Below are 19,403 nucleotides of genomic sequence, written 5' to 3'. Positions count from 1 at the left end.
ATGTATAACCCACAATTAAATAAGAATGGTGAACTTATTCACTTATTGTCTACAGAAGGGTTGCCCAAAGATATTATCTATCACATTCTTGATACAGCTAAGGAGTTTGCAACAGCTGCAGCTCAGGAAAGCAAAAAATATCCGTATCTTCACGGCAAGAATGTATTCAATCTTTTTTTCGAAAATTCTACAAGGACACGTACTACCTTCGAAATAGCCGCTAAAAGACTTTCAGCTGATGTGTTCAATCTGAATATTTCCTCATCCTCAACTGCTAAGGGAGAATCGCTCCTAGACACTATCGACAACTTATCAGCTATGCAAGCTGATATTTTTGTAGTTAGACATAATGCTAGTGGAGCACCATATCTTATTGCCAACCATACTAAGGACCATGTACATGTAGTAAATGCAGGAGATGGTTGGCATGCTCACCCAACCCAAGGCTTACTTGATATGTACACTATTCGTCACTATAAAAAAGATTTTTCTAATCTTACGGTGGCTATAGTTGGTGATATTATGCACTCGCGTGTAGCTCGTTCGGATATACATGCTTTGACCACTCTTGGTGCCGCCGAGATTAGAGTGATTGGGCCACTGACACTTCTACCAACCGCAATCGATAAACTTGGCGTTAAAGTTTTTACAAATATGGAAGAGGGGCTTAGAGACGTTGATGTAATAATTATGTTGCGTCTTCAAAATGAAAGGATGAGCGGAGCTTTATTGCCATCAGCTCATGAATACTATCAAACGTATGGACTGACAGCTAAAAAACTCAAATTAGCTAAGGATGATGCAATTGTTATGCATCCTGGCCCTATGAATCGAGGTGTAGAAATTGATTCAAGAATTGCAGATGGACCGCAGGCTGTAATATTGGATCAAGTAACTTTCGGTATTGCGGTACGTATGGCTGTTATGAAAATTCTTGGGGGTGCAAAATGAAGTATGTATTAACTAATGCTCGATTACTAGAGCCGATGGAGGGATACGACGGCATTGCCACCATAGAAATTGATGATGGAAAAATCACAAAAATAGCGAAAGACGCCAAATACGAAAATATAAGCGATGTTCAAGTTATCGATTTAAAGAACAAAGTTGTTATGCCTGGTTTAGTAGACCTATGTTCACATCTAAAACATGGAAATGATCTTTATTCCGATCTCAAACGTGAACTCGGAGCGGCAGTCGCTGGAGGGATTACAAGCATTGTATTATCTCCAGATACGCACCCAATATTAGATGAGCCAGGACTGGTAGACACCTTACTAAGAAACGCATCAGATCTCGGTTTATCGAAAGTATATCCCCTAGGTGCTCTTACCTTAGGCATGAAGGGAGAAGTTCTTGCACCTATGTCAACTTTAAAAAATTCAGGATGTATTGGATTTTCGCAATCAAATAAGCCGCTCATTAATCTATCTACCCTTAATAGAGCCATGCGGTATGCAAGAACGCATCAATTGGCTTTGTGGCTACAAGCATCAGAACCAAATTTGACTGACTCAGGTGTAATGGCTAGTGGTGCTTATTCTTCACGTTTAGGATTGCCAGGTGTACCAGTTCAGGCGGAAACTATTGCCCTAAATACTTTATTTGCCCTACAAAAGAGTACTATGACCACCTTGCACATTTCCAATCTAACTAGTGCAGAGGGTATTAATATTGTTAGGGAAGCAAAAAAACAAAATTTGCCCATAACGTGCGATGTTTCAATCAATAATCTTCACTTTATCGATCAAGACATTGCCTTTTTTGATACTCATTTTAGGCTTAATCCACCTCTACGATCTCAAAGGGATAGAGATGCGATAACACAGGGCTTAATTGATGGAACTATCGATGCAATTAGCTCAAATCATTTATCCGTAAGTAGTGACCATAAGCAGGTTCCATTTGCAGAAGCAAGCCCTGGAGCTGTGGGTTTTGAGATTTTATTAAGTGCAATTATTAAGTGGGCTAAGCAAAATAATGTCTCTTTACTTGATGCAATTCAATTAGTTAGCAATAAACCAGGAGATGTAATTTCTAAAAATTCTGGTATCGGTACTATAAAAGAGGGGGCCGAGGCTAATTTAATATGCGTGGATATAGAGACAGAATGGACACCAAGTAGTGACACTTTGACTAGCTTAAATTATCATACTCCCTTCCTAAATTATCCTCTTCCTGCAAAAGTGCTTAAAACTTTTGTTGGAGGTAAATTAGTTTTTGAGAGGGAGTAGTTTATTGCCACTTCTGAGATTTATTGCTAGATTTACATTTCTAGCGCTTATTATTCTAACGGGCATGGTGTTTTTGGTTTTAGGCTATAAAGTTCTAAATCGAAAACGACGTGATGAAGTTATTCGTAGGCTATCTATAGCTCTAGTTAAATCAACTGGAATTAAGATTCAATATAAAGGCACACCAGTATTGGATGGTCCAGTTTTGCTCGTGGCTAATCATGTATCGTGGATTGATATTTTCCTATTAAATTGCAGAAGGATAAACAGATTTATTGCCAAAATGGAGATTCAAGACTGGCCTATCGTAGGTTGGATGGTTTCTGCTGTTGGTACGATATATATTGATCGCAGTTCTCGTCAAGGACTTAGAGATATCAACGATAAGATGGCGGAAACTTTCTCAAGAGGAGATAGTATTGGGCTATTTCCAGAAGGTACCACAACTGAGGGTTTCACAGTATTGCCACTATATAGCGGTTTATTCGATGTGGCTATTAAGATGGAGATCCCTGTTCAGCCAGTTGCCCTTCTTTTTACATATAAAGGAGAGAGAAGTGGACGAGTCGCATTTGTAGGCGATCAAAGCATGATAAAAAATCTTTGGATTTTGCTAAGTAGTAGAAAGGTAGGCGTTACCGTGAAGTATCTTCCAATGATGCAGATGCCCGATAAAGGCGAGCTTTCAAGACAGGAACTTACGGATTTCGTATATCAGCAACTACTAAATGAAGTAGCAGCACCTCAAACATCCTCAAGATAATTAAATTTTTCTTTTGGGTTTGCGATTATCCCCGTCAACCTGAACCAATAATCTATCTGATAGCCTAATAGCTGATAATTTCCCGCCCCATACACATCCAGTATCTAATGCTATCAGATGTTTCTTGACCATAAGTCCAAGAGTGGACCAGTGGCCGAAGATTATGGTTGTGTCTTTGCATTTGCGGTCGGCTACTTCAAACCAAGGAACTAAATTAAACTGTTTTGAATTTGAAGGAGCTTCTTTAGATCCAAATTCCATAGATCCGTCTGGAAAGCACATACGCATACGTGTAAAAGAATTAATAATAACCCTGCGTCTGCGTGAACCCTTTAGCGATTCTGTCCATCTATTTGGTTCATTGCCGTACATCTTTTCGAGATATTTTTTCCAATTTTTTGATTGCAAAGCTTCTTCAACTTCTTTTGCAAGGCTTAGTGTTTTTTCTAAGTCCCACTTTGGCAATACTCCCGCATGCACCAATAGATGCCCTTGATCATAATGTGCTAGAGGTCTAGATCGTAGCCAATTAATAATATCTTTTACGTCGGGAGCACTAAGAATTTCATTGATTGTATCGGTTTTATTTTCTCTTCTAAATCCTGCATAACATGCTAGAAGATGCAAATCATGATTTCCTAAAACTGTTTTGGCACTATCGCCCATAGACATGATATGGCGAATAGTTTTTAAAGATTTTGGTCCTCTGTTAATAATATCCCCAGCAAACCAAATTTCAGAATTTTCATCATGTTTGATTTCTTTTGAGTCGAGCAGTTTCTTAAGGGGGTCATAACACCCTTGAACGTCCCCTATAGCCCACACAGATTTTTTATTCTTAGATTTAGTCATGTCGATAAAATTGGAGGTTTAGGTTTAGGTTTTCTTTCAATTAGATATAAGGCTCCCATGGCCAAAACCATAGCTATTATGTTTGGCAATAAGGCCGTAATCCATGGTGGTAAATTACTTAGCATACCCATATTTAGTGACAGCTGATTTACCATAAAGAAAACAATACCAATTAATATTCCAATAAATATTTTAGCCCCAACCCCACCTTTGCGATTCTGTACAAATCCTAGAGGAGTGGCCAAGGTAATCATAACAATCAATGCAAATGGATAGCTTAGCTTTCTCCACAATGCCACAACATGCCTATTTTTTTCTAAATTATTCTCTTCAAGATAATCTAAGTAATCCAGCAATTTCAAAGTAGACATGCGATCAGGTTTTAGTTCTGAAGCCAATAGCCGGCTTTCAGTTAATGATGTTGGCAATGAAACCATATCCATTTTTTGTGAATTAGAACCTTTAATAACTGGGTCATGTTCTGTATTCAGAACTTTATCCATATTTATAAGACTATCTGTTTGAATAACTTTAAATAGTTTTAATTCTTTGTTTGCTAGTTCACCTTTTTCAGCTATGAGTAGTCTTTTGAATTGATTATCTACAATTGAATACTCATATACCTTTATGCCTTCAACAGTTTTATTATCTATTAAGTTTTGAAGATTAATCACCCTATAGGTATCTTTAGAAGAAGGCTCCCTAAACCAGTAACCTGAATCCAATTGATTGCTTTTTTTACCTAATACAGCCATATTTATCGCACTAACTCTTTGATCGGCCCAAGGAGTAATAACTTCTGAAAGTAAGGTCGCAAAAATAACTATAGGTACTGTAATCCACCAGAGCATTAATAAAAGTTTTCTGCTACTTAGTCCAGAAACTCTTAATATTACAAGCTCGTTTCTCTGTGCAAGATTTGCTAAGGCTACAACGGCACCAATAAGTAGCCCAATCGGGAGAATGTCATAAAGTCTAGTAGGAAGCTGAAAAGCCTGCAATGCAAGCATCACCCAAAGAGTATAAATTTCGTTTAATTTGTCAAACTCTTCAATCGTTTCAAAAAATGTAAACAGTCCTAGGAGCACTAAGATAACTAGTGCACATGTTTTATAAATTTCTTTAGATAGTAGCTTTATGGCTGACTTCATAATAAATTTAAATCTAAGGTTAGGGCGGCCAAATCCACGGAATTTATTTTGAAATTAAGAGGTTCTCCTCTTTCAAAAGCATAGGATTTTTCTAGTTCACATACAAAAGGTAAATCATCAAATCTAACTATATTATCTCTTATAGCAGTTGCTTTGACTTCAGTAATGTTCTCTTGAATGATATATCGCAAACACCAGTATTTTTCTAAATTTGTTTGGAAAATATTGTAATTTGAGTACGTATCATCAAATGCAGCAATTAATTTATGCAATTCATCATCTTTAGGTTTGAAAGGAGAAATCAATTTAGCAGCCATACCTCCATTTATATATGCAATTAATTGGGCCTGATTTACTAAATCAACAAATCTCCTGAGAGGTGAGGTTAACCATGCATATTTATCTACCCCAATTAAAGCGTGTGGGGCTGGGCTTAAACCATGAGTTGTTCGTCCATAACTATATCCTCTAAATATTGCTGGTATTCTCGCTTTGCTTAAATCCTCTGCCCATGTGTAATTACATAGAATCATCAGTTCAGCAACAATAAAGTTTAGCGGTGAGGTTCTGTTACGAGGGATTATAGATACCTTACTTGAATCCTCACTAATATTAAAGAAGTATTCATTTCTTTGAGTCTCAGGATAGCCCCTATATGCCTCTCTAATCTTGCTACGAGCCTTAGCAAAAGAAAGCAAAGGTTTAAATATGTCCCTATATTTACTAAATTCTCCATTAGAGTCAGAGTTTAAAAACTCCTCAGTAATGATATCGTCGAATTTATTAAGAGAAAGATTTTCTTTCACTTCAAGTAACTCAACTTTATTTGTATGCTCCAAAACCTCACCCGTCTCTATATTTACTTTCAAATATAGAGAGACGGCTGGTTTCTCTATACCCTCAACCAAAGAGAAAGAATTCACAACTTCATCAGGTAGCATAGTAAATTTATCGGTTGGAGAATAGAAAGTGGACATTCTATTAGCCGCAATTTTGTGTAGCCAATTTCCTTTATCGTAAACCAAACCAGGTGCAGCAATATGAATGCTTAATGCGTAAATATCGCCATCAATATGCTCGATACTAAATGCATCATCAATCTCAGTAGTGTTTTCATCATCTACCGAATATGCACTAACTGTAGCCTTTTCAAGCTTATATGAGCTTAAAGTTTTAGTGTCAGGAATCTTTACATCCAGCCCAAATGTGTGACTTCTTTTTAAATCAGGATATTTATCTAATATTAGATAGTTATGCAGATCTAGTTCGCTATCAAATAAACCCAACTCCATCATCAAAGAATTCAAATTTTTATTGGTCTCTTTGAGATAAATTTCAAGTGCTTTATAAAATAGTGGACTTTTGTTTTTATTTAAGAAAATTTGTGGATCTTTATTTATTTCTTGTGGCAATGCCTTCTTATACAATCCATCTACATATGAATTCAAAAGCTCCTCTTGTTTCCTTTTCTTTTCGTTTGCAAGTAATGCGGACTCTATCTGTTCTTTAGGAGCGGGCACAAAAAAAGTCTTAGTTTTTTTTTGAAAATATATGGGATTATTTCTTATAAATTCTAAAAGAGAATATTTGAATTTAGTATTATTGTTTCCTTCGTCTGCACAAAGTTCAACTAGATTTTCAAAATCAATGCCTTCTTGAGGTATCAACTCCCATAGTTCATGAGCAGGCATATCAATTTTAGGCAATTCGGATTCTTGAAGGCTTTTAGGGTCAATATCATCAAATTCAAAGAGCACATTCTGCTTTTTTACCTTAACTACCTTTCCTGAAGTAGTAGTGACCTGATATGTAGCTGGTGCGTCTTTAGAAATGCTACCGACCTTTAATTTACCTGCCTCTTCGTATACTAAATGCATTTATTAATTCTTTTCTAATTCAGAAAGTAGTTTTCTATGAAGCCCCTGGAAACTTCCATTACTCATAATCACAATATGGTCATTTGGTACGGCCACATTAAGGATTGCAGATTTTAATTCTTCAATATTATGGAAAATATGAACATTGGTTTTGGGACCGAATATTTCTTCAGGTGTCCAGCCAAGAGCATGTTTGCCATTAAGTTCACCATAAATATAAATTTCGTCTGCGTTAATAAGAGCTTGTGGCAATAATTTCGCCATGGTCCCCAATTTCATAGTATTCGACCTAGGCTCTAATACAGCAATAATTCTCGCATCACCAACTTTCTTTCTTAGCCCATCAATGGTTGTGGCAATGGCACTCGGATGATGAGCAAAATCATCATAAATGGTAATGTTTTTAGGATTACCTAAAACTTCCATTCGTCTTTTTATGCCAGAAAATTTACTTAAATATTCACATGCTTTATCAGGTTCAATTCCAATAATATCAGCTGCAGCTATGCAAGAGAGTGCGTTTTTAATATTGTGTATTCCAGTAAGTTTCCATTTTATAGATCCGATTTTTTCTCCATTTCTAAGAATATCAAATGATTCAGTAGAGTCAGAGACATTTGAATAAGACCATGCTCCATCAGGACCAACTTCAACTTTGTCACAATATAGGCCTCTAGTTAAAATTCTTGCTACAGTTTCGTCCTTGCTTGGAACGATAAGTGTGCCATTTCTTGGTAAAATGCGTACAAAATTATGGAATTGGTTTTCAATTGCCTTTAAATCAGGAAAAATGTCTGCGTGGTCATATTCAATATTGTTTATGATGGCAATGTTTGCGTGATAGTGTACGAACTTTGATCGCTTGTCGAAAAATGCCGTATCGTATTCATCCGCTTCAATTACAAAGTACTTAGAATCGGGGGTAAAACGGGCGGAAATATTGAAGTCTTTTGCAATTCCGCCAATTAAAAAATTAGGCTCTAATCCAGCACATTGCAGTATATGTGTAAGCATTGAGGAACTAGTAGTTTTTCCATGAGTGCCTGATACAGCTAAAACATACTGTTCTCGAAGTATATGATCTCCAAGCCATTGCGGGCCAGATGTATAAGGCAATCCTTTCTCTAAAATAGCCTCCATTAATGGATTTCCGCGAGTGACTACGTTTCCTACAATATATAGATCAGGATTTAGATTTATTTGATCCTCTTGGAATCCATCTGTAAATTCTATACCTTGTTCTTTCAGTTGCTCACTCATAGGTGGATATACGCCCATATCACAACCAGTTACTTTATGACCTGCAGATCTAGCTATAAGTGCAAGTCCGCCCATGAAGGTACCACCAATACCAAGAATATGTATATGCATTATCAATTTAAGAGGAAAAATATTTAACCTTATATTATCTACTATCTAATGAAGCATTGCACTTTATAAACACATTTTTGCCCTATTAGTTACAAAAATGTAGACATTTTCATCAAATTGTCTTTAAAATTACCTTATTTTCTAAATTTATATTACAGTTTTTTTAAGGCGATTCTATGGACTTAAGAAAGTTAAAAACACTTATAGACTTAGTTGCTGAGTCTGATATTTCTGAACTTGAAGTTACTGAAGGTGCCGACAGCAAAGTTCGTATTGTAAAACAAACGCCTGTTGCTTATACTCCACAGCCTCAAGTTCAAGCATACGCACCGCCACCTGCACCTATACAACAATCTGCTCAAACTGCACCTGTTCCTGCAGCTAGTTCTGAATCCGCTGGGGAAACTAAACGCGAAATTTCTGGTCATATAGTTAAAGCTCCTATGGTAGGCACTTTCTATAGAGCACCTAATCCTAGTGCACCTCCATTTGTTGAAGTAGGTATGTCAGTCAAAGAGGGTGATACTTTATGCATTATCGAAGCTATGAAATTACTTAATGAAATCGAGGCAGATAAGTCTGGAGTAATTAAAGAAATTCTAGTCGAAAATGCAGAACCAATTGAGTATGGTCAGCCATTATTTGTTATTGGCTAAATTATCACGACATTTTTAGGACATTTATGTTTCAAAAAATCCTTATTGCCAATCGTGGGGAAATTGCACTTAGAATTCAAAGAGCTTGCCGAGAGTTAGGAATTAAAACAGTTGTAGTTCACTCAGAGGCAGATCGCGAGGCCATGTACGTAAAACTAGCCGATGAGTCGGTATGCATTGGACCCGCAGCACCCCAACAAAGTTATCTTCAAATGCCATCTATCATTGCAGCAGCTGAAGTTACTGATGCAGAAGCTATCCACCCAGGTTATGGCTTTCTTTCAGAAAACCCTGATTTTGCTGAGCGTGTAGAGCACAGTGGTTTCGTTTTTATTGGGCCGAATCCTGAATCAATTAGAGTCATGGGAGATAAAGTTTCTGCTAAGCAAGCTATGATCAAAGCTGGAGTACCAGTAGTGCCTGGGTCAGAGGGAGCATTGCCAAATGACCCTCAAGAAATTTTACGTCTCGCAAATAAAGTGGGTTATCCCGTAATTATTAAAGCTGCTGGTGGAGGCGGTGGTCGCGGTATGCGTGTTGTACATACAGAAGCAGCTCTTTTAAGTGCAGTTCAAACTACCAAAACCGAAGCTCTTGCCGCATTCGGAAATGCCGAAGTTTACATGGAAAAATTCCTTGAAAACCCAAGGCATATTGAAATTCAAGTTCTTGGGGACGGTCTAGGACAAGCTGTTTGGCTATGGGAGCGTGACTGCTCAATGCAACGCAGACATCAAAAAGTTATTGAAGAAGCTCCTGCTCCTGGTATTGATAGATCATTAGTGGAAAAAATTGGTGAGCGTTGCGTCAAAGCCTGCAAAAACATGAAATACCGTGGTGCGGGTACTTTTGAATTCTTATATGAAAAAGGTGAGTTCTATTTCATCGAGATGAATACTAGGATTCAAGTAGAGCATACAGTCACTGAATGCATTACTGGAATAGACTTAGTTCAAGCTCAAATTTTGATTGCGGCGGGAGAGCCATTTCCATATAAACAAAAGGATATTAAGTTATTAGGTCACGCATTTGAATGTCGCATAAATGCTGAAGATCCATTTACATTTATTCCTTCTCCTGGATTGGTTACAACTTGGCATGTACCAGGTGGACCAGGGGTGAGATTAGACTCTCACGCATTTGCAGGTTATAAGGTTCCACCAAATTATGATTCGATGATAGGTAAATTAATTACCTACGGTTCCACCAGAGAACAAGCTCTAAAACGAATGGGTATTGCCTTATCTGAGATGGTAGTAGAGGGAATTAAGACTAATATTCCTTTACACAGACAGTTAGTGCAAGATCCTAAGTTTAAAGAAGGTGGCACCACAATCCATTATCTTGAAAAACGATTATCTGAATTGAAATAAGCAAAGAGCCCCGAAATTTTCGGGGTTTCTTATAATATAGGCTCTAATTTGGTGCTTATATGATTGAACTTGTTATCCATTCATCCGAAGAACTTGCCGACGAGGTTTCTGACTATTTGTTAGATTTAGGTGCATTGTCTGTATCCTTGCTTGATGCAGATGTGGACACGCCTTCAGAGAACCCAATTTTTGGGGAACCTCCTCAACATGGTGAAGAAAGTACTGATTCCAATATTCAAACTTGGAATCAAAATAATTTGCTAGCCCTGTTTGAAGACAAAACAGAATGCGAAGAAATCGTTAATACTTTAAATGAAAAATTTAGTACAAATTTCTCTTTTAAAATCCAAAAAGTTCCAGATTTAGATTGGGTGCCATTGACACAATCTCAGTTTCCTCCTATTCAATTGGCTGAAAAATTATGGATATTGCCAAGTTGGCATAAGGATGGAACTAAATCTGCAGATTTAGATGAAGCAACTATTATTAATCTAGATCCGGGTTTGGCTTTTGGCACGGGCAGTCACCCCACTACTAGTTTGTGTGCAGAATGGATTTATTCAAATAATGTAGAGGATAAATCATTACTTGATTATGGTTGTGGAAGCGGTATCCTTGCAATAATTGCTTATAAACTAGGAGCTTCTCCAGTTGTAGGGGTTGATATCGATGAGCAGGCTGTAGAAACAGCTAAATTCAACGCCTCAAATAATGATACGGAAATTAAATTTTTTGACCCTAATGAATTTCCTGAAGGCCAGTACGATATTGTTGTAGCAAATATACTTTCTAATCCCTTGAAATTATTGGCACCTATGCTTGTTGCTCGTTTAAAGAATGGAGGTAGTGTTGTGCTTTCAGGTATTTTAGAGAGGCAAGCTGAAGAACTAATCGAGGTTTATTCTGAATTTATACAGCTATCCATATGGAAGGCTAAGGATGGTTGGGTTTGTTTAAGTGGAGTTAAAAATGCGAACTCAGTGTACTAACTGTCATTCGATATTAAAGGTTACGCAGGAACAATTAGACTTTAAACAGGGTCGTGTTAGATGCGGCCATTGTAGGGAAGTTTTTAATGCCATCGATAACTTAATCGAAGATGATTTTCCTTTACTTACAGAAGATGATGAGTTAGAAGAACCTATTCGTACAGCTCCCCAAAATATTCCAGCTAAAGTACCAGCTGTAAAAATAATTTCTATTCAAAAAAATAATGTTGAACAGCCTACTGAGCCGATTAAAACTGAACACGAGGTTGCAGAGACATTGCCACCTAGAGATCAAACTACACAAATTCGATATGAACCAAGTTCTGAGCGTGGCTTAAATGATTTTATTATCCGCACAAATAGGAATACTGAAGCTGAATACTCAAGAACCGCCTCAACAGATGACTCGCACTATATCACTGAAAAGAGGGTGGAGAGACCGCTAGTACTTGATCCAGATGATTACGCATCTGACGAGTACGAGAACGAAGATGAGGCTTATGAGGAGTATGAAGATTCTAGAAAAGGCGGATCATTTTTAACTGGGTTTATCAGCCTACTTTTATTGTTGCTTTTAATTTTTCAAGCAATTTTTTTCTTCAGGAATGCGATTGTGTCGGCATTGCCAGTATCTAGACCATATGTACAGCAAATGTGCGATGTACTAGGATGTAAGCTTGATCTTTTAAAAGATGCATCTGAAGTTAATATTACAGATAAGTTTTTACAAGTTCTTCAAGAAGATGCAACTAATAAAACGGTTACATATGAACTACAATCAATTCTTGTAAATGAAAGCGAATATGACATAGCATGGCCACCGCTATTTCTAGAGTTGCAAAATGACCAAGATGCCATTCTCTATAGCAAAATTTTGAGACCACAGGATTATCTCTTAGCACAAGATAAAGAAGCATTTACGTCAAAATCGCAAAAGCATATTCAAATTAAATTTGCAGCTCCAGCTCCCGCAATAACAAAATTTAAATTATCAATTTCAAAATAATATGGGAAATAAAAAACCTGTTTTAATATGTGGTTCCGTGGCCTTTGACACTATTACTAAGTTTGATGGTCATTTTAAGGACCATCTACTTCCTGAAAATATAAAGTCTTTGAGTGTGTCCTTTTTTGTGCCGACCATGCGAAAAGAATATGGTGGATGTGCAGGAAATATTGCGTATGCCCTTAATATGCTCGGCGGCTATGCTGCTCCAGTAGCGACAGTCGGTAAAGACTCAGATGACTATATTGAACGGATGAGACAACTGGGCATTGCCACCCAATTCATAAAGCAAATTCCAGAATCATTTACAGCTCAATGCCATATAACTACTGATTTAGATGGAAATCAGATAAGTGCATTTCATCCAGGAGCTATGGAATTTTCCCATACAAATGCTATTGAGAATGCATTTTGTGATTGGGCCATTGTTGCTCCAGACTCTAAAGCGGGTATGTTTGAACATGCTAGAAAATTGCATGAACTTGGTGTGAAATTTATATTCGATTTAGGGCAAGCGATGCCATTGTTTGATGCTACTGAATTAAAAACTATGATTGATTTGTCGGATGCATTGACACTTAATGAATATGAAGCTTCTGTAGTAGAACAAAGGCTAGGTATGGATATGAGGGACATTGCCAACTTGCTTGATGCCGTGGTCGTTACTATGGGAGCAAGGGGTAGCAGACTTTATCATGATTCTAAAATGCATGAAATTACTACTTTTGCACCTGAAGCAGTAAAGGACCCTACTGGATGCGGTGATGCTCATAGAGGCGGTCTATTATATGGTTTATCTAATGGTTGGTCTTGGGTTGAGAGTGCAAGCCTTGCTAATATTATGGGTGCACTAAAGATTGCTGTTGAGGGCCCTCAAAATTACTGGCATAAAAAAGAGACCGTTAATAGTCTCTTAAAATCAGTTTATGATATCGATCGGGAGATTAAATAATATTTCCCACTAAAACCTGAAGTAGAAGAACCACAATCAATAAAACGAATAATGACAAGTCCACTGGACTTTGTTTGAGAGATTCAGGAAGTTTGTTTCTAATGGGTATAAGCATAGGCTCCATCATCGATCTTAGAAAAGGCATAAGTGCGGATTGAGGGGCCAACCATGATGTAATCGCATAAACGATACCAACCCACAATATTATGGATAGGAAATTCTGCAAATAATAACTTAGGCCAAATAATAAAACATGGCCGATATCAATAAACATCGCACTTGAATGCCCCTTATATGGAATTTCTATGGAAGAAATCCAAAGAGTGGTCACTATAAATGCCATTGCAACACAAACAATAAAAGCTAGTATCATGCTAGCCCAATCAATTTTGTCCCCAGGGGGAAGTATTTTTTGCGTTGGCTTAACTGCAAAATCTGTAAGCTTATATATAAATCTTGAATAGTCGTTAAAAGCAGGAACCTTCAAATAAAATAGCCAGGCTCTAATAAATAAAAGAGCACAAAAAATACTAGCCACCGTTTTAATAAGAAATATAAGTGTTTCGGTCATTGCAGATGCTTAAATAAAAAAAGTTTAATACAAAAAAGGCTGAATCGAAATTCAGCCTAGATAAAAATATCACACTTTAAGGACGGCTAGATCCTGTTGGAAATGGCCAACTATTAGGTGATTTAAGAGTACTAGTTACTTTTTTTGCTTCTTTTGTGCTTTTTTTTTGCCTGATTCTTTTTTTGATTCAGACTTCTTTTCTTCTTTTTTAGAAGCATCAAGCACAGATTCAGCTTTTTTGTCTTCTTCCTTAAGATCTACTTTTTTTTCCTCTGCCTTAGCTACAGCTTTTTTAGGAGCTGCTTTTTTTACTGCTGGTTTTTTAGCCGCAACAGATTTGCTAGTAGTTGCTTTTTTAGCTACAGGTTTTTTTGCAGTAGTTTTAGTAGCAGTAGTCTTAGAAGCAGCAGTTCTAGTAGCAGGTTTTTTAGCTGTAACAGATTTGCTTGCAGTTGCTTTTTTAGCTACAGGTTTTTTTGCAGCTGTTTTAGTAGCTGTAGTTTTAGAAGCAGCAGTTCTAGTAGCAGGTTTTTTAGCCGCAACAGATTTGCTAGCAGTTGCTTTTTTAGCTACAGGTTTTTTTGCAGCTGTTTTAGTAGCTGTAGTTTTAGAAGCAGCGGTTCTAGTAGCAGGTTTTTTAGCTGCAACAGATTTGCTAGTAGTTGCTTTTTTAGCTACAGGTTTTTTTGCAGCTGTTTTAGTAGCTGTAGTTTTAGAAGCAGCAGTTCTAGTAGCAGGTTTTTTAGCCGCTGGTTTTTTAGGCGCAGCCGCTTTAGCTACTTTAGAAGCTACAGGTTTTTTAGCTGTAGTTTTTTTAGCGGTAACAGTAGCGATTGGTTTAACAGCTTTTTTAGCTGTAGTCGCACGTTTTGCCGCCGGTTTTTTTGCAACAGTTTCTTTAGTTTCTGATGCCATATCCAACTCCTTTTGTGTTGATTGATTCATGCAAAATGATTGAATATTTGAAATAACCCCCACTTCATGATTATGAGACGCATCTCAAATATTCATAACAGTCGCTCTGTTACATGTAATAGATTAATGCAAATACTGAAAAAATACACTATTTATTTGTTGGCAATGTTTTTGCAAATCGTCTCTAAGTTAATGAAAATAAGCATTTTTCATACAAATGAAATGCGATTTTAAATTAGTTTAAGCTTAAACTATCACCTAAGTATGTGTACATATAAAATATGTGAAATACAGCAAAAATAAATGGGAAACCCTAATTTTTTGACATGAAATTGAATATAAAATTTACAAACAGCAACTTTTTCTAAAAAAAATTAGAATTTATAATTAGTTTAAGCTTAAACTAATTTTTTGCGTACAGCAAAAAAAATGGGTTTTAGAGAAATATTTTTTTCTCCTAAACCCATTGAATTTAAATGCAAAAAAAAATTAAAAAATTTTGCATAAATCCAACAAAACATAAGCTATATATACTTATTCAAACGATTTAAAACTTCGTTTTTACCCAAAATTGAGAGAACTAATTCAAGTGCGGGAGTATGTTTTTGTCCAAAAAGCATTACGCGCATAGGAATGCCTAAAGCTGGCATTTTGATTTGCAGCTCATCTAATTTTTGTTTAATTAATTTTGCAAGATTATCTGAATTCCAATCGCTATCTTTTATTTGTTTAGCTGATTCTACAAATGACCTAATGTTCGCAATTGATTTTTCGTCCATATGTTTTTCACGTAAATCATCAGCAATCGAGTAGTCCTGTTTGCAAAATAAAAGACTCTCTTTAGCAAGCTCAACCAAAGTTTGTGACCTATCTTTGTTTAGTTCGATAATCTCATTGATATTTGAAAAATCAGTAGATCCACCAAGCTCTTCAATAAACGGTTTAACCATAGAAACTAAATCTTCTGTGGGTGTATTTTTAATATATTGAGAATTAACCCAATTTAATTTTGCAATATCCCATTGAGAAGCAGATTTACTTAAATGGTCGATATCAAACCAATTGATTACATCTTGTTTAGAAAAAATCTCATCATCACCGTGGCTCCATCCCAATCGCACTAGATAATTAAATAGAGCTTCGGGTAAATAGCCTAGCTTTTTGTATTCCATAACACTAACGGCGTTATATCGTTTAGATAGTTTTTTGCCGTCCTGATCTAAAATCATTGGAACATGTCCATATTCAGGAATCAAAGCTCCCATGGCTTTTAGGATATTAATTTGTCTTGGGGTGTTATTTACATGGTCGTCTCCGCGAATTACATGAGTGATACCCATATCGTAATCATCAACGACTACGCAAAAATTATAAGTAGGAGTCCCATCCTTTCTGGCAATGATTAAGTCATCAAGTTCCTCATTAGAAATTGAAATCTCTCCTTTAAACATATCTTTCCATACGACATGCCCAGTTAGAGGATTCTTTAATCTAACTACTGGCTCAAGCCCTTCAGGTTTTGGTGGCAATGTTTTCCCTTCCTCAGGCCTCCAAGTTCCATCATATTTTGGTTTAAGTCCTTTAGCCCGAGCCTCTTCACGCATTTTCTCAACTTCTTCAGGGGTGCTATAGCAGTAGTAAGCGTGACCACTATTAATTAGATCCTGAACTACTTCCTTATATCGCTCAAACCGTTTCGTCTGATAGTAAGGGCCTTCGTCATAATCAATACCAAGCCAATCCATACCATCAAGGATTGCTTGTACCGCTTCAGGAGTGGAGCGCTCTAAATCTGTATCTTCGATACGTAATACAAATTTTCCATTATTGTGTTTTGCAAATGCCCAACTAAATATAGCGGTTCTAGCCCCTCCTAGATGCAGAAATCCAGTAGGTGATGGTGCGAACCTAGTTTTAATAATTTGTCCGTCTGACATGTTTATTCCAAGTTATTTAATATAAATTCTTTGATATCTTTAATTTCGGGTAGACACACTTCGTGCCCCATAGGGTATGTATGCCACTGAACCTTATATCCCAAAGACTCAAGAAGTTTTTTGCTATCTTCAGCAAAACTAATATTTACAATATCGTCTCGAGTGCCATGAGCTAAGAAAATAGGAATATCTTTATTATTTTTATGAGCTTCAGTTTCCAATGATTCACTTAAGGCTATGTATCCAGATAAGCCAATAATACCAGCTAGTTTTTTGGGGTATCTTAATGCTGTATGAAGTGCCATTACACAACCTTGCGAAAAACCAGCTAAAAATATTTTTTCAGGTTCAACACCAGCTTCAATCTCACGCTCAATCAATGAAGTTATTAATGCTTGAGATTTCTCGATTCCCTTTCTATCAGAGCCAGCACCCATGCGATCCAAGCTTAGTATGTCGTACCAAGCGGTCATTTCAATGCCACCATTTATGGTTACTGGCTGAGTAGGGGCATTAGGAAAAATAAATTTAATACCTGAGCCTTCTGGCAAATCTAATTGAGGAACCAATGGAACAAAGTCAGTGGCATCAGCCCCTAGGCCATGGAGCCATATAACACTGTATTTAGTTTCACCTTGTGGATTTAACTCTATGAAATCATTCATCTGCACTCTCACTTAAAGGAAGCGTTTTAAGAAATTGAAATAGTGCACGGTATGCCTTTTTTTGAGGCTCTTTCCCCTCTTGTAATTGAGAGTTTTGTATTTTTTCTTTGCGTGCAGCTCGAATTAAGTTTCTAAGTTGCTGAATATCTATCACGGGAACAGAATCTAGCAAATTAGTTAAATGATCATCGCTCTCAATAAGCCTATCACGCAAATTTTCGTACATGTGCATTTGGGCTGTAATGGCTTTACTGCCGTTTTCCCATTCATAAAGTTTTTGCTTTATGGCTTCAATATCTGCGTTTCGTAAAAGCTTTCCTACATAGGCGGACTGCCTTCTTCTGCCCTCAGTAGTAGCTTTGATTTTCTGGGCAATCTTAATTTGCTCCAAAATTTCTTCATCTAAATCTAGTTTTTTTATTTTTTCTATTGGGAGGGCAATGATCTCGCGTCCTAACTCTGTGATCGCTAGCAATTCTCTTTTAACTTGTGATTTGCTGGGACCTTCAAACATATCCTCAGCAAATTCTTCTTGATTTTCATTCATATCTTAAATTGATTAAAATTCTTAACTATTATATTAATTAGCACTCCTCCTTAGTTATGAAAAACAAATCTGATTTTGAATACTTTGTGAAATTTGCCTTAGACATTGCCACAAAAAAAGGGGCATCTGAAGCTATCGCAGAAATTTCTGAATCTCATGGTCTTACTGTAGCCGCTCGAAATAAAAGCATTGAAACTGTAGAGGAGATGCATGATAGGGGGCTATCAATTACAGTATTTAACGGAAAGGCGCGTGCATCTGCAGCTACAGCCTTGCTAACCGAAGAATCAATTGAAAGCACAGTAGGGCATGCTTGGGATATAGCAAAATATACCGCAGAAGACCCTTTTGCTGGTCTGCCTAAACCAGAAGAATATGCAACTGAGATTCTTGATTTGGATCTGTACCATGATTGGAGTCTTGATGCGGAGAGTGCCGGGAACATTGCCATAGAGCTTGAAAGCTTTGCATTGGATTTTAGTGATCAAATTACTAATTCTGATGGGGCTTCAGTTCAAACTGGGTGTTCATCTTTTTTACTTGGCTCATCAAATGGATTTCTTGGAGGATATAAGCATACAAGCCATTCTTTGGGATTATCTGTCATTGCTGGCAAGGGTAAAAAAATGCAACGTGGCTATTGGTATGAAAGCCACAGAAATCCACGCAAATTATCTAGCCCACAAGCAATAGGTGAATATGCTGCTAAACGTACTATTTCAAGACTTGGAGCACGCCGCATTAAATCAGGTGAATATCCCGTTCTCTTTGAAGCTCCTATAGCTGTGACTCTTTTAGGAGCTTTATCTCAAGCTATTAGTGGAGGTGCACTATATCGAGATATGAGTTTCTTGAAAGGTGCCTTAAACGAAAAAGTTATGTCTGATCATATTAAGGTAGTTGACGATCCTTTTATAAAGCAAGCTTACGGTAGTGGCTCGTTTGATCAAGAGGGTGTGAGTACTCAAAAAAGAGATTTAGTGGTAGATGGAGTATTAAAAGGCTATCTTTTATCTACCTATTCAGCTAGAAAATTAGGTATGTCCACAACGGGTAATGCAGGTGGTTCCCATAATATGTCTATTCATTCGTCTACTGAGAGTCCAGATTTTGAAGGCATGTTACGTGAAATGGGTACAGGTTTATTGGTGACAGAACTGATGGGCCATGGGATAAATTATGTAACTGGCCAATATTCCAGAGGTGCTTTTGGTTATTGGGTTGAAAATGGTGTAATCCAGTACCCGGTTACTGAGATAACAATAGCAGGTAACTTAAAAGATATATTTAAGTCTATTGTGTCTATTGGTTCAGACAGTTATACAAAAGGGTCCAAAACTTCTGGGTCGATTCTTATAGAAAAAATGTCTGTTGCTGGTGATTAAACTACATTTACTAATATTTTTTAAATAATCATTATTGAAAATCAAATATTTAGCTTATAATACAAAATTTACTTCTAACCATAATTTCGTACTGCTGAAGAGAGAAATAAAGAATAACAGCATGGCGAAGCTAGTTTTTTCTAGTGTGTATAGAAGTTT

18 protein-coding genes are annotated in these 19,403 nt (G+C 36.8%); 9 read left to right on the top strand and 9 right to left on the bottom strand.

Annotated elements, in window-relative coordinates; all coding sequences use genetic code 11:
• From TASI_RS06790 to TASI_RS06780, 3 genes are read left to right on the top strand one after another with little or no spacing between them, the layout of a single operon-like run.
• Window positions 1-951, top strand: a complete 951-nt coding sequence (locus TASI_RS06790) for an aspartate carbamoyltransferase catalytic subunit (protein ID WP_014112026.1) — start codon at window positions 1-3, stop codon at window positions 949-951.
• A complete protein-coding gene (locus tag TASI_RS06785) occupies window positions 948-2,234 on the top strand; it encodes a dihydroorotase (protein ID WP_014112025.1) in 1,287 nt (428 codons plus the stop codon). The genes TASI_RS06790 and TASI_RS06785 overlap by 4 nt, the downstream gene beginning before the upstream one ends.
• Window positions 2,221-2,997, top strand: a complete 777-nt coding sequence (locus TASI_RS06780) for a lysophospholipid acyltransferase family protein (RefSeq protein ID WP_228359739.1) — start codon at window positions 2,221-2,223, stop codon at window positions 2,995-2,997. The genes TASI_RS06785 and TASI_RS06780 overlap by 14 nt, the downstream gene beginning before the upstream one ends.
• Here the strand turns inward: TASI_RS06780 and TASI_RS06775 are convergent, their stop codons facing one another.
• The 4 genes from TASI_RS06775 to mpl are packed head-to-tail and all read right to left on the bottom strand — an operon-like array spanning window position 2,998 to window position 8,248.
• On the bottom strand, window positions 2,998-3,849 hold the full coding sequence (locus TASI_RS06775; RefSeq protein ID WP_014112023.1) for a symmetrical bis(5'-nucleosyl)-tetraphosphatase: 852 nt from the start codon (window positions 3,847-3,849) through the stop codon (window positions 2,998-3,000).
• A complete protein-coding gene (gene lptG, locus TASI_RS06770) occupies window positions 3,846-5,000 on the bottom strand; it encodes an LPS export ABC transporter permease LptG (protein WP_014112022.1) in 1,155 nt (384 codons plus the stop codon). The genes TASI_RS06775 and lptG overlap by 4 nt, the downstream gene beginning before the upstream one ends.
• Window positions 4,997-6,877, bottom strand: coding sequence for a ribonuclease catalytic domain-containing protein (locus tag TASI_RS06765; RefSeq protein ID WP_014112021.1), 1,881 nt, complete (start codon window positions 6,875-6,877; stop codon window positions 4,997-4,999). The genes lptG and TASI_RS06765 overlap by 4 nt, the downstream gene beginning before the upstream one ends.
• 3 nt (window positions 6,878-6,880) lie before the next feature.
• On the bottom strand, window positions 6,881-8,248 hold the full coding sequence (gene mpl, locus TASI_RS06760) for a UDP-N-acetylmuramate:L-alanyl-gamma-D-glutamyl-meso-diaminopimelate ligase (protein ID WP_044978143.1): 1,368 nt from the start codon (window positions 8,246-8,248) through the stop codon (window positions 6,881-6,883).
• A 176-nt stretch (window positions 8,249-8,424) separates the two neighbouring features.
• Here mpl and accB point away from each other — a divergent pair, with 176 nt between their 5' ends.
• The 5 genes from accB to TASI_RS06735 are packed head-to-tail and all read left to right on the top strand — an operon-like array spanning window position 8,425 to window position 13,224.
• The gene (accB, locus tag TASI_RS06755) at window positions 8,425-8,904 is read left to right on the top strand and encodes an acetyl-CoA carboxylase biotin carboxyl carrier protein (protein ID WP_014112019.1); all 480 of its coding nucleotides are present in this window, start codon (window positions 8,425-8,427) and stop codon (window positions 8,902-8,904) included.
• 26 nt (window positions 8,905-8,930) lie between these two features.
• Window positions 8,931-10,277 (top strand): acetyl-CoA carboxylase biotin carboxylase subunit, encoded by a 1,347-nt coding sequence (gene accC / locus TASI_RS06750; RefSeq protein WP_014112018.1) that lies wholly within the window; start codon window positions 8,931-8,933, stop codon window positions 10,275-10,277.
• 59 nt (window positions 10,278-10,336) lie between these two features.
• Window positions 10,337-11,266 carry a 50S ribosomal protein L11 methyltransferase gene (prmA, locus tag TASI_RS06745; protein WP_014112017.1) on the top strand — a complete coding sequence of 310 codons (930 nt, stop codon included), beginning with the start codon at window positions 10,337-10,339 and terminating at the stop codon, window positions 11,264-11,266.
• Entirely contained in the window at window positions 11,247-12,272 is a 1,026-nt protein-coding gene (locus TASI_RS06740; protein WP_014112016.1) for a zinc-ribbon and DUF3426 domain-containing protein, read from the top strand. The genes prmA and TASI_RS06740 overlap by 20 nt, the downstream gene beginning before the upstream one ends.
• A 1-nt stretch (window position 12,273) precedes the next feature.
• Complete coding sequence (locus tag TASI_RS06735) at window positions 12,274-13,224, top strand: carbohydrate kinase family protein (RefSeq protein ID WP_014112015.1); 951 nt, start codon at window positions 12,274-12,276, stop codon at window positions 13,222-13,224.
• On the opposite strand, the gene TASI_RS06730 is transcribed toward TASI_RS06735, so the two are convergent.
• From TASI_RS06730 to yjgA, 5 genes are all read right to left on the bottom strand, one after another.
• On the bottom strand, window positions 13,217-13,795 hold the full coding sequence (locus tag TASI_RS06730; RefSeq protein WP_014112014.1) for a YggT family protein: 579 nt from the start codon (window positions 13,793-13,795) through the stop codon (window positions 13,217-13,219). The two genes, TASI_RS06735 and TASI_RS06730, sit on opposite strands and share 8 nt — an antisense overlap.
• 135 nt (window positions 13,796-13,930) lie before the next feature.
• Entirely contained in the window at window positions 13,931-14,710 is a 780-nt protein-coding gene (locus tag TASI_RS06725; protein WP_014112013.1) for a histone H1-like repetitive region-containing protein, read from the bottom strand.
• 524 nt (window positions 14,711-15,234) lie between these two features.
• Window positions 15,235-16,647: a glutamate--tRNA ligase gene (gene gltX / locus TASI_RS06720; RefSeq protein WP_014112011.1), complete on the bottom strand. Its 1,413-nt coding sequence runs from the start codon at window positions 16,645-16,647 to the stop codon at window positions 15,235-15,237.
• Window positions 16,648-16,649: 2 nt separating this feature from the next.
• The gene (locus TASI_RS06715) at window positions 16,650-17,312 is read right to left on the bottom strand and encodes an alpha/beta hydrolase (protein ID WP_014112010.1); all 663 of its coding nucleotides are present in this window, start codon (window positions 17,310-17,312) and stop codon (window positions 16,650-16,652) included.
• Window positions 17,305-17,859 carry a ribosome biogenesis factor YjgA gene (yjgA, locus tag TASI_RS06710; protein WP_014112009.1) on the bottom strand — a complete coding sequence of 185 codons (555 nt, stop codon included), beginning with the start codon at window positions 17,857-17,859 and terminating at the stop codon, window positions 17,305-17,307. Before yjgA ends, TASI_RS06715 begins: the two co-directional genes overlap by 8 nt.
• Before the next feature lie 56 nt (window positions 17,860-17,915).
• Between yjgA and pmbA the strand changes: the two genes are divergently transcribed.
• Window positions 17,916-19,244, top strand: coding sequence for a metalloprotease PmbA (gene pmbA / locus TASI_RS06705; protein ID WP_014112008.1), 1,329 nt, complete (start codon window positions 17,916-17,918; stop codon window positions 19,242-19,244).
• The last annotated feature ends 159 nt before the right edge of the window (window positions 19,245-19,403 follow it).

This window comes from Taylorella asinigenitalis MCE3, from assembly GCF_000226625.1.
Taxonomy (GTDB): domain Bacteria; phylum Pseudomonadota; class Gammaproteobacteria; order Burkholderiales; family Burkholderiaceae_B; genus Taylorella; species Taylorella asinigenitalis.
This window is presented reverse-complemented; position numbering and strand designations above follow the sequence as displayed.